Source organism: Acidovorax sp. PRC11, from assembly GCF_031844105.1.
In the GTDB taxonomy this organism is placed as follows: domain Bacteria; phylum Pseudomonadota; class Gammaproteobacteria; order Burkholderiales; family Burkholderiaceae_C; genus Paracidovorax.
This window is the reverse complement of sequence record NZ_JAUZUQ010000016.1, coordinates 92,779-106,012: the sequence shown is the minus strand read 5'-3', so window position 1 is coordinate 106,012 and position 13,234 is coordinate 92,779. Positions and strand designations below refer to the sequence as shown.

General features: G+C 67.9%; 10 protein-coding genes and 4 tRNA genes. 1 reads left to right on the top strand and 13 read right to left on the bottom strand.

Annotated elements, in window-relative coordinates; all coding sequences use genetic code 11:
• Nucleotides 1-2 precede the first annotated feature (2 nt).
• The 3 genes from Q9R47_RS17810 to Q9R47_RS17800 all read right to left on the bottom strand — a co-directional run bounded on the left by Q9R47_RS17810 (nt 3) and on the right by Q9R47_RS17800 (nt 2,841).
• Nucleotides 3-836, bottom strand: a complete 834-nt coding sequence (locus tag Q9R47_RS17810; protein WP_311234515.1) for a thymidylate synthase — start codon at nt 834-836, stop codon at nt 3-5.
• A 77-nt stretch (nt 837-913) separates the two neighbouring features.
• Nucleotides 914-2,341: an FAD-binding oxidoreductase gene (locus Q9R47_RS17805; RefSeq protein WP_311234514.1), complete on the bottom strand. Its 1,428-nt coding sequence runs from the start codon at nt 2,339-2,341 to the stop codon at nt 914-916.
• 80 nt (nt 2,342-2,421) lie between these two features.
• The gene (locus Q9R47_RS17800) at nt 2,422-2,841 is read right to left on the bottom strand and encodes a DUF2069 domain-containing protein (RefSeq protein WP_159967948.1); all 420 of its coding nucleotides are present in this window, start codon (nt 2,839-2,841) and stop codon (nt 2,422-2,424) included.
• Nucleotides 2,842-2,862: 21 nt separating this feature from the next.
• Between Q9R47_RS17800 and Q9R47_RS17795 the strand changes: the two genes are divergently transcribed.
• A complete protein-coding gene (locus Q9R47_RS17795) occupies nt 2,863-4,146 on the top strand; it encodes a YihY family inner membrane protein (RefSeq protein ID WP_311234513.1) in 1,284 nt (427 codons plus the stop codon).
• Nucleotides 4,147-4,157: 11 nt separating this feature from the next.
• Here the strand turns inward: Q9R47_RS17795 and hpnE are convergent, their stop codons facing one another.
• From hpnE to Q9R47_RS17745, 10 genes are all read right to left on the bottom strand, one after another.
• Nucleotides 4,158-5,522, bottom strand: a complete 1,365-nt coding sequence (hpnE, locus tag Q9R47_RS17790) for a hydroxysqualene dehydroxylase HpnE (protein ID WP_311234512.1) — start codon at nt 5,520-5,522, stop codon at nt 4,158-4,160.
• 49 nt (nt 5,523-5,571) lie between these two features.
• Nucleotides 5,572-6,414, bottom strand: a complete 843-nt coding sequence (hpnD, locus tag Q9R47_RS17785; protein ID WP_311234511.1) for a presqualene diphosphate synthase HpnD — start codon at nt 6,412-6,414, stop codon at nt 5,572-5,574.
• Nucleotides 6,415-6,595: 181 nt separating this feature from the next.
• A tRNA-Gly gene (locus tag Q9R47_RS17780) sits at nt 6,596-6,671 on the bottom strand.
• 110 nt (nt 6,672-6,781) lie between these two features.
• Nucleotides 6,782-6,855, bottom strand: a tRNA-Cys gene (locus tag Q9R47_RS17775).
• A gap of 55 nt (nt 6,856-6,910) precedes the next feature.
• Nucleotides 6,911-6,986 (bottom strand) — tRNA-Gly (locus Q9R47_RS17770).
• A 96-nt stretch (nt 6,987-7,082) separates the two neighbouring features.
• Entirely contained in the window at nt 7,083-9,509 is a 2,427-nt protein-coding gene (gene lon, locus Q9R47_RS17765; RefSeq protein ID WP_311234510.1) for an endopeptidase La, read from the bottom strand.
• A gap of 146 nt (nt 9,510-9,655) precedes the next feature.
• Nucleotides 9,656-10,921 (bottom strand): ATP-dependent Clp protease ATP-binding subunit ClpX, encoded by a 1,266-nt coding sequence (gene clpX, locus Q9R47_RS17760; RefSeq protein WP_311234509.1) that lies wholly within the window; start codon nt 10,919-10,921, stop codon nt 9,656-9,658.
• 109 nt (nt 10,922-11,030) lie between these two features.
• Nucleotides 11,031-11,639: an ATP-dependent Clp endopeptidase proteolytic subunit ClpP gene (gene clpP, locus Q9R47_RS17755; protein WP_311234508.1), complete on the bottom strand. Its 609-nt coding sequence runs from the start codon at nt 11,637-11,639 to the stop codon at nt 11,031-11,033.
• 121 nt (nt 11,640-11,760) lie between these two features.
• Nucleotides 11,761-13,071, bottom strand: a complete 1,311-nt coding sequence (tig, locus tag Q9R47_RS17750) for a trigger factor (RefSeq protein WP_311234507.1) — start codon at nt 13,069-13,071, stop codon at nt 11,761-11,763.
• Nucleotides 13,072-13,139: 68 nt separating this feature from the next.
• A tRNA-Leu gene (locus tag Q9R47_RS17745) sits at nt 13,140-13,226 on the bottom strand.
• Nucleotides 13,227-13,234: the final 8 nt, after the last annotated feature.

Genomic DNA, 13,234 nt, shown 5'->3' with positions numbered 1-13,234 from the left:
GGTCAGACGGCGACGGGAGCCTTGATGGCGGGATGGTGCTGGTAACCCGTGACCTCGAAGTCGTCGTACTCGTAGTCGAACAGGCTCGCCGGCCGGCGGCGCAGCTGCAGCGTGGGGTAGGGGTGGGGATCGCGCGACAGCTGGAGCTGCACCTGCTCCACATGGTTGTCGTAGATGTGGCAATCGCCGCCGGTCCAGATGAAGTCGCCGACGTCGAGGTCGCACTGCTGCGCCACCATGTGGGTGAGCAGCGCGTAGCTGGCGATGTTGAACGGCACGCCGAGGAAGATGTCGGCGCTGCGCTGGTAGAGCTGGCAGCTGAGCCTGCCCCGCTCGCCCGGTGCCTGCGGAGGCGCCACGTAGAACTGGAAGAAGGCGTGGCAGGGCATGAGCGACATCTGGTCGAGCTCGGCCACGTTCCAGGCGCTCACGATGATGCGGCGCGAATCCGGGTTCTTGCGCAGCGTGTCGATCACCTGCTGGATCTGGTCGATGTGGCCGCCGTCGGGCGTCGGCCAGCTGCGCCACTGCACGCCGTAGACGGGGCCGAGGTCGCCGTCCTCGCGCGCCCATTCGTCCCAGATGGTGCAGCCGCGCTCCTGCAGCCAGCGCACGTTGCGGTCGCCGCGCAGGAACCACAGCAGTTCCAGAATGATGGACTTGAGGTGGACCTTCTTGGTGGTCACCAGCGGGAAACCCTCGTTCAGGTCGAATCGCATCTGGTGGCCGAACACGCTGCGGGTGCCGGTGCCGGTGCGGTCTCCCTTGGCCACGCCATGCGTGAACACATGGCGCATGAAGTCTTCGTACTGGTGGCGGATGGGGCGGTCGGTCATGGCAATCCGGGCTGGGCGGGCAACCCGCGATTCTAGGGCGTCCGGCCCGGGCCCGCCCCGGGGCGGGCGGTTTCCCGTCAGGTACGCTGCGCCAGCACGCGGCCGGGGTTGAACAGGCCGCGCGGGTCCAGGGCCTGCTTGATCGACCGCATCATGGACAGCGCCACCGGCGACTGGTAGGCCTCGAGCGTGGATACTTTCAATTCGCCGATGCCGTGCTCGGCCGAGAACGAGCCGCCGAAACGCGCCACGGCCTCGTAGACGAGGTGGTTCACGCGCTTCTCTTCGTCGCGCAGGAAGGCCTTGGCATCACCCTCGGCCGGGGCCTGCACGTTGTAGTGCAGGTTGCCGTCGCCCAGGTGGCCGAAGTTGACCAGCCGCACGCCCGGGATCTCGCGCACGAGCAGGTCGTCGGCATAGGCGACGAATTCCGGGATGCGCGAGATCGGCACCGAGATGTCGTGCTTGATGTTCAGCCCCTCCTCGGCCTGGGCGAGGGGAATGTTCTCGCGGATGTGCCAGAGCTGGTGCGCCTGCGCGAGGTTCTCCGCCACGACGGCGTCGCTCACGCAGCCGTCTTCGAACGCGGTTTCCAGCAGGGCTTCGAACCGGCCGCGGGCGTGCTCTTCCGATTCGCTGTCGGCGTTCTCGAGCAGCACCGCATAGGGCACGTCCTCCTGGTCGACGAAGGGCACGCGCAGCTGCGGCATGTGGCGGGCCACGAGGCCGAGCGCGAAGCGGCCCATCACTTCGAAGCCGGTGAGACCGGCACCCAGGTGGCGGTGCGCGAGGCCGAGCAGGCGCACGGCCGCCTCCATCGACGGCACCGCGGCCCAGGCCGTGAGGCTCGCGGCGGGCCGCGGGTAGAGCTTCATGGTCGCGGCGGTGATGATGCCCAGCGTGCCCTCGCTGCCGATGAACAGGTCGCGCAGGTCGTAGCCGGTGTTGTCCTTGCGCAGGCCCTTCAGGCCATTCCAGACTTCGCCCTGCGCGGTGACCACTTCGAGCCCGAGGCAGAGATCGCGCGTGTTGCCGTAGCGCACCACCTGCGTGCCGCCGGCGTTGGTGGCCAGGTTGCCGCCGATGGTGCAGCTGCCTTCGGCCGCCAGGCTCAGGGGGAACAGCAGGCCCGCCTTTTCGGCCACGTCCTGCAGGTTCTGCAGCACGCAGCCGGCCTCGACGGTCATGGTGAGGTTGTCGGCGTCCACCGCGCGCACGGCGGCCATGCGCGACAGGCTGAGCAGGATCTGCGTGCCCGAGGCATCGGGGATCGATCCGACCGCGAGGCCGGTGTTGCCGCCCTGGGGCACGATGGGCACGCCGGCCTCGGCGCAGGCCCGCACGACGGCCGCCACCTCCGCGGTGGTGGCCGGTCGCACCACGGCGCGGGCCTTGCCGCGGGCGCGGCGGCGCCAGTCCTGTTCCCAGGCGGTAAGGTCGCCTTCGGTGAGTACGTGGGCATCGCCAACGATCTGGCGCAGGTGGTCGAGCAGGAAGGAGGGCATGGCGTTCGGTGGGAAGGCTGCGGAGCGGACGGAGAGTGTCGGTCGGCAAAACGGCGGGCCGCAGGGGCCCGCGGAGCGGATCAGTGGGAGGCGGCGGCCCCGGTATGGGCACGGACATGGCGCTGGCGCAGCCGCACGTGCAGCGCACAGGCCGTGAACAGGCCCAGGCAGAGCACGATCTCGGCGCAGGCCAGCCAGCGGCCGGGAGGCGCGTCGCTCCAGGCGCGCACCACCCCTTCGGTGAAGTAGAGCCACACCACCAGGCTGACCCAGCGGTAGGTGTACATGCGGTGCTTGAGCAGGCCCGCCAGCGGCAGGGCCAGCGGCAGGGCCTTGAGCGCCAGCCACGAGCCGCCGGGCCGCAGCGGCGCGAGCCAGAGCTCCCACGCCAGGCTGAGCACGATGAGGCCCAGCAGGCTGCCGACCGCGAGCCAGCGGGTGGCGGCCACGGTCGGGTCGGGGGCGGGCGCGGCCGCGGCCGTCGCGAAGGAAGATGTCATCGGAGTGGCATCATATCGGCCATGCCCATTGCCCCACTCGCGAAGCGCTTCGAAAGCGTGCTTTCGGACCTGTCGCGCTTTCCCTGGCGCACGACCGCGCAGACGCTGCGCGAGCGCTTCCGGGAAGACCGGCTGGGCCTGACGGCCAGCAGCCTCACGTTCACCACGCTGCTGGCGCTGGTGCCGTTCTTCACCGTGGCGCTGGCGATCTTCACCGCGTTCCCCATCTTCGGTGCCCTGCAGACGGGGCTGCAGCGCTGGCTCGTGGACAGCCTGGTGCCCGACAGCATCTCCCGCCAGGTGCTGGGCTACCTCACCCAGTTCGCGGCCAAGGCGAGCGGGCTGGGCGTGGCGGGCTTCTCGATCCTGCTGGCCACGGCGCTGGCGCTCATCCTCACGATCGACCGCACGCTCAACAACATCTGGCGCGTGCCCCGCCTGCGCCCGCTGGGGCAGCGGGTGCTGATCTACTGGGCCGTGATCACGCTCGGGCCGCTGGTGCTCGCGGCGAGCCTGGCGCTGACCACCTCGGTGGCGTCCAGCGCGTCCCGCGGCCTCGAAGGCGCGCTGCCGGACAGCGCCCGGCTGCTGTTCGATTCCATCGAGTTCCTGCTGCTGGCGGGCGGCACGGCGGCCCTCTACCGCTACGTGCCCAATACGCAGGTGCATTGGCGGCATGCGTGGTCCGGTGGGGTATTCGTCTCCGTGGGGATCGAAGTGGCCAAGAAGGTGCTGGGGCTCTACATCGCCTCGGTGCCGACCTATTCGGTGCTGTACGGGGCGTTCGCCACGCTGCCCATCCTGCTGGTCTGGATCTACGTGGCCTGGGTCATCGTGCTGCTCGGCGCGGTGGTGGCGGCCTATCTGCCCAGCCTGCTCACCGGAGTCGCGCGCAATGCCAGCCGGCTGGGATGGAGCTTCCAGATCGCGATCGAGGTGCTGCAGCAGCTGCACGCTGCCCGGGGCTCCGCGCGGCGCGGGCTGCCGGCGGGCGAGCTGGCCCAGGCGCTGCGCGTGGACGTGCTGCAGCTGGAACCCGTGCTGGAGGTGCTGACCGGCATGGACTGGGTGGTGCAGGTCAATGAGGCCGCGCACGGGGCGGTGGACGCCGAGGAGCCGCGCTACCTGCTGGTGGCGGACCCGGCCACCACGTCGCTGGAACCGCTGGTGCAGCGGCTGCTGATCGAGCGGGACGGCAGCCTGGAGCGTTTCTGGGGGAACACCGGCATGGCGGTGCTGAAGCTCGCCGACGTGCTGCCCCGGCCGGGCGGCGAGCCGGCCGTGGCGTTGGGCTTTTCGGGCTAGGCCGCGCGGCTTCAGGACGCCCCGAGCGGAGCCTGTGCCTGCGCCTGGCATCGCGGCAGCGCCCGGCCGGCCGCGGTGCCCGAGAGCACTGCGCCCTCCAGCGTGGCAGGGTAGGGGCCCGCCACGTAATCGCCGCAGGCCAGCAGCCCCGCGGCGATGGGGGCGCCCGGGCGCTCCAGCGCGGGCACGCAGGCGAAGGTCGCGCGTTTTTCCACCACCGTCTGCAGGATGCGCACGCCGGGCAGGGCCAGCTGGCGCGCAGCCTGCCTGACCACGGCGTCTTCCAGCGCAGCGCGTTCCCCTTCGAAGGCACTCGCGACGAAAGCGAGCTGCCCTGCGCCGGAGCCGAGGCGGCCCCGGTCGAACACGAACTGCGCCGGGGCATCCGGGCCGTGGCGCAGTGCCAGCATCGGTGCGGGCAGCGTGGCCGCGCCGGGGCCCGGGGCGGAGGCCTCGGCATACACCGTGGCGATGGCCGTGAACCGCAGGGCCCCGGCCCGTGCGGCCCAGGCCTGCAGGGGGCTGGCCGCCATGGCGGGAAGCGCCTGTGCGGCCCCTTCCACCAGCCGTGCTGCCTCGGTGCTGGGCGTGGCCAGCACCACGGCGTCGAACGCGTCGCCGTCCACCCGCCAGGGCGTGGCGGCATGCGCACCCGGCACGGCGACGGCTTCGAGGCGTTGCACGCGCCGGCCCGGGTGCACGGCATGCCCGCGCGCGCGCAGCCAGTCGGCGGCGGCCTCGGGCCACAGCGCGCTCAGGTCGCGCCGGGGCAGCAGGAGATGCGATCCGCCCCGGCCGCTGAAGAGGCTGTCGCGCAGCACCCGCAGAAACACCGTGCCGCTCGCTTCGCCGCACGGCGTATTGAGCGCGGACACGCAGAGCGGATCGATGAATTCGCGCAGCAGCCGCTCGGGGAGGCCCGCGCAGAGGTCCGCCACCGTGGCACGGGGATCGCACCGGAAGCCGCCGAGCCGCCACCGCGCCGCGCGCGCCAGCAGCGCCGCACGCTCGGACACGCTCCAGCCCCGTGCGGTGGCGATGCCCCAGAGCGCATCCCAGGGCGGAGGGGCGTCGGGAAAGCGCAGCCCCGAGCCGTCCGGGAAGGTGAGCGCGAGCGGCAGGCGCAGCAGCGCCTGTTCCGGATCGATACCGACCAGCCGCAGGAGCCGCAGGCATTCCGCATAGGCGCCGATGAGGATGTGCTGGCCGTTGTCGAGGCGGGTGGGGGCGTCGGCGCCAGCGGCTGGAGCAAGGGCGCGTGCGCGCCCGCCGAGCATGCGCGCGGTTTCGAACACCGATACGGCGTGCCCTGCCTGCGCGGCAGCGATCGCGGCGGCGAGGCCGGCCCAGCCCGCTCCGATGACGGCCACACGCATGGGCGTCAACCGTGTGCGGGAGGAAGAGGAGGGCAGGCCCGGGAGCCCATCACATCCGCCCGAGGGCCTGCATCTTCCAGGCCAGCCACAGCTTGCGCAGCGGCGTGAGCGCGATGCGCTGGTGCAGCACCTGGAACTGGTCGCGCTCGATCTCGCGCAGCAGCGTGCGGTAAATGCTCGCCATCATCAGCCCCGGCTTCTGCGCGCGCCGCTGCTCGGGCGGCAGGAGCGCGAGCGCCTTGTCGTAGAGGCCGTGGGCGCGCTCGGCCTGGAAGCGCATGAGCGCGGCGAAGCGGTCCGAGTACTGGCGCTTGGTGATCTCGTGGGCCTTCACGTCGAACTGCTGCAGCTCGGAGACGGGAAGGTAGATGCGGCCCATCATCGCGTCTTCGCCCACGTCGCGGATGATGTTGGTGAGCTGGAAGGCGAGGCCCAGGGTGTGGGCGTACTGCACGGTGCGCTCGTCGACCGGGCCGAAGATCCGCGCCGCCACTTCGCCCACGACGCCGGCCACCAGGTGGCAATACCGCGAGAGGCCGGCGAAGTCCAGGTAGCGGGTCTGCTCCAGGTCCATCTGGCAGCCGTCGATCACCGCCTGCAGGTGGCGCTCTTCGATGCCGTAGAGGGCGGTGTGCGGCATCAGTGCCTGCATGACGGGATGCGTCGGGGGCTGTCCGGCGAACGCGCGGGCCACTTCGGCCTGCCACCAGGCCAGCTTGGTGCGCGCCACACCGGCATCGGACACCTCGTCCACCACGTCGTCCACTTCGCGGCAGAACGCATAGAACGCCGTGATGGCCGCACGCCGGGCCGGCGGCAGGAACAGGAAGGCGTAATAAAAACTGCTGCCGGACGCCGCGGCTTTTTGTTGGACGTACTGTTCCGGTGTCATGGCGGGGGATTGTCCCATGCGGGAGACGGTGGACCCGGCCGGCGCCCGCAGGAGACTGCAGGCCCACGGACGGAGGGCGGGGGAGAGGGGGCCGGGCTTTCCCGGCATGCACCGACCGGGCAACAAAAAAGGCCCCGAAGGGCCTTCTTGTGTTGAACAGCGCATGTGCGTGTTCAGGAATTGGAGCGGGAAAAGAGTCTCGAACTCTCGACCTCAACCTTGGCAAGGTTGCGCTCTACCAACTGAGCTATTCCCGCGTTTGCTGTTGATTCGTTGCCTCGTCAACAGCCTTGAATTGTAGCACCATTTTCTGGTGCTTTTGCCAAGTGGCTTGTCACCCCGTGGTGTGCAAGCCGCTTTCAGTATCTGGAGGCGCGGGCCGGAGTCGAACCGACCTACACGGATTTGCAATCCGGTGCATAACCGCTTTGCTACCGCGCCGAAGATGCTTTCCTTGGCAAAAAGGGGAAGCGGTGGCTTCCCCTTTTTTGGAGTCTGGAGCGGGAAAAGAGTCTCGAACTCTCGACCTCAACCTTGGCAAGGTTGCGCTCTACCAACTGAGCTATTCCCGCATTTACCGAAGCCTTGCATTCTACAACGTTTGGCATCGATGGGATGAATTGTAGCGCACTTTTTGGGTGGTTCCCAAAAAATTCGACATCAAGGCATCAATGTTTCACGGAGCCCGCGGCGGCGGCCGCCTCGCGGCTTTCGCGCGCGGAAACGGATGCGGCGATCTCCTCTTCGGTGAGGGCGATCGGCTTGCGCTCCAGCGCCACCTCGAGCACCTTGTCGATCCACCTGACGGGCACGATCTCCAGGCCGCTCTTCACGTTGTCCGGGATCTCCTGCAGGTCCTTCACGTTCTCTTCGGGGATCAGCACCGTCTTGATGCCGCCGCGCAGGGCCGCGAGCAGCTTTTCCTTCAGGCCGCCGATGGCGGTGACCTCGCCGCGCAGGGTGATCTCGCCGGTCATGGCGACGTCGCCGCGCACCGGAATGCCGGTGAGCGCGGAGACGAAGGCGGTGGTCATCGCGGCGCCCGCGCTCGGGCCGTCCTTCGGCGTGGCGCCGTCCGGCACGTGGACGTGGATGTCGCGCTTCTCGAACGCCTCGTCCTTGATGCCCAGGCGGTGGGCGCGGCTGCGCACCACGGTGCGGGCGGCCTCCACGGATTCCTTCATCACGTCGCCGAGCGAGCCGGTGCGCGTGATGACACCCTTGCCGGGCATGGCCGCCGCCTCGATGGTGAGCAGGTCACCGCCGACCTCGGTCCAGGCGAGGCCCACAACCTGGCCGACCTGGTTCTGCTGCTCCGCGCGGCCATAGGTGTGCTTGCGCACGCCCAGGTAGTCGGCCAGGTTGTCCGCCGTGACCACCACCTGGGGCTCCAGCTTCTTGAGCTGCAGGCCCTTGACCACCTTGCGGCAGATCTTGGAGAGTTCGCGTTCCAGCGAGCGCACGCCGGCCTCGCGGGTGTAGTAGCGGATCACGTCGCGCACGGCGCTTTCCTCGACCCGCAGTTCCTCGTCCTTCACGCCGTTGTTCACCATCTGCTTGGGCAGCAGGTACTTGATGGCGATGTTGGCCTTCTCGTCCTCGGTGTAGCCCGACAGGCGGATCACTTCCATCCGGTCCAGCAGGGCCGGGGGGATGTTCATCGAGTTCGACGTGGCGACGAACATGACGTCGCTGAGGTCGAAATCGACTTCCACGTAGTGGTCGCCGAACTTGTGGTTCTGCTCCGGGTCGAGCACTTCCAGCAGCGCGCTCGACGGGTCGCCGCGGAAGTCCGTGCCCAGCTTGTCGATCTCGTCGAGCAGGAAGAGCGGGTTGCGCGTGCCGACCTTGTTGAGGCTCTGCAGCACCTTGCCCGGCATGGCGCCGATGTAGGTGCGGCGGTGGCCGCGGATCTCCGCCTCGTCGCGCATGCCGCCGAGCGCCATGCGCACGTATTTGCGGCCCGTCGCCTTGGCGATCGACTGGCCCAGCGAGGTCTTGCCGACGCCCGGGGGGCCGACGAGGCACAGGATGGGGGCCTTCACCTTGTCCACGCGCTGCTGCACCGCGAGGTATTCGAGGATGCGGTCCTTGACCTTGTCGAGGCCGTAATGGTCCTCGTTGAGCACTTCCTCGGCGTTGGCGAGGTCGTGCTTGATCTTGGTGCGCTTGCTCCAGGGCAGGCCCGTGAGCACTTCGATGTAGTTGCGCACGACGGTGGCTTCCGCCGACATCGGCGACATGAGCTTGAGCTTCTTGAGCTCGGCCTCGGCCTTCTTGCGCGCGTCGGCCGGCATCTTGGCGGCCTTGATCTTCTTCTCGATCTCCTCGATGTCCGCGCCTTCCTCGCCTTCGCCCAGTTCCTTCTGGATGGCCTTGACCTGCTCGTTCAGGTAGAAGTCGCGCTGGTTCTTCTCCATCTGCCGCTTCACGCGGCCGCGGATCTTCTTGTCGACGTTGAGGATGTCGACTTCGCGGTCGAGCTGCTCGAAGAGGTTCTCGAGCCGTTCCTTCACGTCGGCCAGGTCCAGCACCGCCTGCTTGTTCTCGAGCTTGAGCGGCAGGTGGGCGGCGATCGTGTCGGCCAGGCGGCCCGGATCGTCGATGCTGGCGATCGAGGTGAGAATCTCGGGCGGGATCTTCTTGTTCAGCTTGACGTACTGGTCGAACTGCTGCATCACCGCGCGGCGCAGCGCCTCGATCTCGCTCGGCTTGTGGTCGCCGTCGGCCGGCGGCACGGGCGTCACCGTGGAAGTGAAATGCGTCTCGTGGTCCTCGATCGAGGCGACCCGCGCGCGCTGCTGGCCTTCGACGAGCACCTTCACGGTGCCGTCGGGCAGCTTGAGCATCTGCAGGATGGTGGACACGCAGCCGACGTCGAACATGTCGGAGACGAGCGGTTCGTCCTTGGCGGCCGTCTTCTGGGCGACCAGCATGATGCGGCGGTCCGCGTCCATGGCCAGTTCCAGGGCCTTGATGCTCTTGGGGCGGCCCACGAACAGCGGAATCACCATGTGGGGGAACACCACCACGTCGCGCAGCGGCAACAGGGGCAGATCGATCGGTGTGTCTGGCAGGGGGGTATGTCCGGACATGGGAATCCTTGTGAAGCTGAGTGGAATATGGTCCACCCGCCGATATTTTCAACCCGCGGCGCGCCTCGCCGGCCGCCACGGTCCCGGCCGGCCCACCGGGCCGGCCGTCGCAGGAATATCTGCCCTTACCGGAACGCGAGGCTGCTTCAGGCCTTCTTGGCGGCTTCCCGGTACACGAGCAGGGGGGCCTTGTTCTCTTCGATCGTGGACTCGTCCACCACGACCTTCTCTACGTTGCTGGTGTTGGGCAGGTCGAACATGGTGCCGATCAGGGACTGCTCCAGGATCGACCGCAGGCCGCGGGCGCCGGTCTTGCGGGCCAGTGCCTTGCGGGCGATCGCCTTGAGCGCCGCCTGCCGGATCTCCAGCTCGACGCCTTCCATGGCCAGCAGCTTGCTGTACTGCTTGACGAGCGCGTTCTTGGGCTCGGTCAGGATCTGCACCAGCGCGTCCTCGCTGAGCTCGGCGAGCGCCGTGACCACCGGCATGCGGCCGACCAGCTCGGGGATGAGGCCGAACTTGATCAGATCTTCGGGTTCGATCTCGGTGAACACCTCGGTCAGCGAGCGCTGCTTCTTGCTCTTGACGGCTGCGCCGAAGCCGATGCCGGAGGCCTCGGTACGGTTCTCGATGACCTTCTCCAGGCCCGCGAAGGCACCGCCGCAGATGAACAGGATGTTGGTCGTGTCGATCTGCAGGAAGTCCTGGTTCGGGTGCTTGCGGCCGCCCTGCGGCGGCACGCTGGCCATCGTGCCCTCGATGAGCTTGAGCAGGGCCTGCTGCACACCTTCGCCCGAGACGTCGCGCGTGATCGACGGGTTGTCGGACTTGCGCGAGATCTTGTCGATCTCGTCGATGTAGACGATACCGCGCTGGGCGCGCTCCACCTCGTAGTTGCAGCTCTGCAGCAGCTTCTGGACGATGTTCTCGACGTCCTCGCCGACGTAGCCGGCTTCCGTGAGCGTGGTGGCGTCCGCCATCACGAATGGCACATCGAGCATGCGCGCGAGCGTCTGCGCGAGCAGGGTCTTGCCCGAGCCCGTGGGCCCGATCAGCAGGATGTTGCTCTTGGAGAGCTCCACCTCGTCCTTGCCCGCCTTGTCCTTGTGGCGCAACCGCTTGTAGTGGTTGTAAACGGCCACGGCCAGCGTGCGCTTGGCCACCTCCTGCCCGATCACGTAGTTGTCGAGGTTGGCCTTGATCTCGGAGGGCGTGGGCAGGTCGCCACGGGAGTCGCGCGCCCCTTCGGCGGCGGGAAGCTCGTCGCGGATGATTTCATTGCAGAGATCGATGCACTCGTCGCAGATGAATACCGACGGGCCAGCGATCAGTTTCTTGACCTCGTGCTGGCTCTTGCCGCAGAAGGAGCAATACAGGGTTTTTTCGCTGGAAGAGCCTTTTTTCTCGGCCATGTGGGCATTGCCTCGTGTTGCAGGACGTTGCAGGGATGATAACGAAATGGAAAACGGCGCCGTGCCGGAGGGAGCCGGCAGGCGCCGCCGGAGGCAACGCCGCCTCGGATCAGGGCCGCTGGGCGACGACCTGGTCGACGAGGCCGTATTCCTTGGCTTCGTCGGCGGTGAGGAAGTAGTCGCGCTCGGTGTCCGCCTTGACCTTGTCGAGCGGCTGTCCGGTGCGCTCGGCCAGGATGCGGTTCATCTGGTCCTTGGTGCGCAGGATGTCGCGGGCGTGGATCTCGATGTCCGTCGCCTGGCCGCGGGCGCCGCCGAGCACCTGGTGGATCATGATCTTCGAATTGGGCAGCGAAAAACGCTTGCCCTTGGCGCCGGCCGCCAGCAGGAAGGCGCCCATGCTGGCCGCGAAGCCCAGGCACATGGTGGACACGTCCGGCTTGATGAACTGCATCGTGTCGTAGATGGCCATGCCCGCCGTGACGCTGCCGCCCGGGGAGTTGATGTAGAACGAGATGTCCTTGTCGGGGTTCTCGCTCTCGAGGAACAGCAGCTGCGCCACCACGAGGTTGGCCGTCTGGTCGTTCACCTCGCCGATCAGGAACACGATGCGTTCCTTGAGCAGGCGTGAATAGATGTCGTAGGACCGCTCGCCGCGGCCCGACTGCTCGATGACCATGGGGATCATGCCCAGGGCCTGGGTTTCCAGTGCGCTCATTTTTTCTCCAGTCATGCAGATACTGTACCGAGAAATGAATTGGGGCCTGTGCTCGCCAGCACAAGCCCCATGGGGACGGGAGGGCCGGCGCGCCGAAAAGGGCGGCACCGGCGCCGGGGCATCAGCCCTGGCCCATCAGTTCGTCGAAGGAGATGGCCTTGTCGGTGACCTTGGCCTTGTCCAGCACGAAGGCTGTGACGTTGTTCTCGACCACGACGGCCTCGACTTCGGCCAGGCGCTGGCGGTCGCCGAAGTACCAGCGGACCACGTCCTCGGGCTTCTCGTAGCTGGCGGCCAGCTCGTCCACGTGGGCCTTCAGCTGCTCGGGCGTGGCGTGCAGTTCGTTGGCACGCACGAGTTCGGCCACCACCAGGCCCAGGCGCACGCGGCGCTCGGCCTGGGGACGGAACACGTCCTCGGGGATCTCGGCCTTGTCGGCGTCCTTGATGCCGCGCTGCTTCAGGTCGGCACGGGCGCCTTCGAGCAGGCGGGCGATCTCGGACTGCACGCTGGCGTTGGGCAGGTCCAGCTCGGCCTTGGAGACCAGGGCTTCCATCACGGCCTGCTTGTTGCGGGCCAGCAGGCGGAACTTGACTTCGCGCTCGAGGTTCTTCTTGATGTCGGCGCGCAGGCCGTCGACGGTGCCGTCGGCGATGCCCAGGGACTTGGCCAGCTGCTCGTTGACTTCGGGCAGGTGGGCGGCCTCGATCTTCTTCACGGTGACGAGGAAGTCGGCGGTCTTGCCGGCCACGTCCTTGCCGTGGTAGTCCTCGGGGAACGCCAGCGGGAAGGTCTTGCTCTCGCCGGCCTTCATGCCGCGCACGGCGTCTTCGAATTCCTTGAGCATCTGGCCTTCGCCGACCAGGAACTGGAAGTCCTCGGCCTTGCCGCCGGAGAAGGTCTCGCCGTCGATCTTGCCTTCGAAGTCCACGGTCACGCGGTCGCCGTCTTCGGCGGCCGTGCCCTGGGCGCGCTGCGCGAACGTGCGGCGCTGCTTGCGCAGGATGTCGATGGTCTTGTCGATGGCGGCGTCGGTCACTTCGGCGGACAGCTTCTCGACTTCGGCGGTGGAGAGGTCGCCGATCTTCACTTCGGGGAACACTTCGAACACGGCGTCGAAGGTGATCTGGCCTTCGGGGGCGCCGTCCTTCTCGGTGATGCGGGGCTGGCCGGCGACGCGCAGGTTGGCTTCGTTGGCGGCCTGGGCGAAGGCTTCACCGACCTTGTCGTTCAGCACTTCGTACTGCACGGAGTAGCCGTAGCGCTGGGCCACGACGTTCATCGGCACCTTGCCGGGACGGAAGCCGTCCATCTTCACCGTGCGGGCCAGGCGCTTGAGGCGCGAGTCCACTTCCGTCTGGATGGTGGTCAGGGGCAGGCTCAGCGTGATCTTGCGCTCGAGCTTTTCAAGGGTTTCAACAGTAACGGCCATGGCTCTTCCTCTATGTAATGGGACCGTGACAGCCGTCCCGTGCCGGGACTGCCTCACCGTGTTGTGCGTGGTGCGCGGGGGGGGACTCGAACCCCCACACCATTGCTGGCGTCAGGACCTAAACCTGGTGCGTCTACCAATTTCGCCACCCGCGCTTTTTCCA

What these genes read in the sequence shown, in the direction of transcription:
- Q9R47_RS17805 (WP_311234514.1), bottom strand. Translation starts at nt 2,341, where the DNA reads ATGCCCTCCTTCCTGCTCGACCACCTGCGCCAGATCGTTGGCGATGCC.
- hpnE (WP_311234512.1), bottom strand. Translation starts at nt 5,522, where the DNA reads ATGCGTGTGGCCGTCATCGGAGCGGGCTGGGCCGGCCTCGCCGCCGCG.
- clpX (WP_311234509.1), bottom strand. Translation starts at nt 10,921, where the DNA reads ATGGCCGAGAAAAAAGGCTCTTCCAGCGAAAAAACCCTGTATTGCTCC.
- hpnD (WP_311234511.1), bottom strand. Translation starts at nt 6,414, where the DNA reads ATGACACCGGAACAGTACGTCCAACAAAAAGCCGCGGCGTCCGGCAGC.
- Q9R47_RS17795 (WP_311234513.1), top strand. Translation starts at nt 2,863, where the DNA reads ATGCCCATTGCCCCACTCGCGAAGCGCTTCGAAAGCGTGCTTTCGGAC.
- Q9R47_RS17800 (WP_159967948.1), bottom strand. Translation starts at nt 2,841, where the DNA reads ATGACATCTTCCTTCGCGACGGCCGCGGCCGCGCCCGCCCCCGACCCG.
- lon (WP_311234510.1), bottom strand. Translation starts at nt 9,509, where the DNA reads ATGTCCGGACATACCCCCCTGCCAGACACACCGATCGATCTGCCCCTG.
- Q9R47_RS17810 (WP_311234515.1), bottom strand. Translation starts at nt 836, where the DNA reads ATGACCGACCGCCCCATCCGCCACCAGTACGAAGACTTCATGCGCCAT.
- clpP (WP_311234508.1), bottom strand. Translation starts at nt 11,639, where the DNA reads ATGAGCGCACTGGAAACCCAGGCCCTGGGCATGATCCCCATGGTCATC.
- tig (WP_311234507.1), bottom strand. Translation starts at nt 13,071, where the DNA reads ATGGCCGTTACTGTTGAAACCCTTGAAAAGCTCGAGCGCAAGATCACG.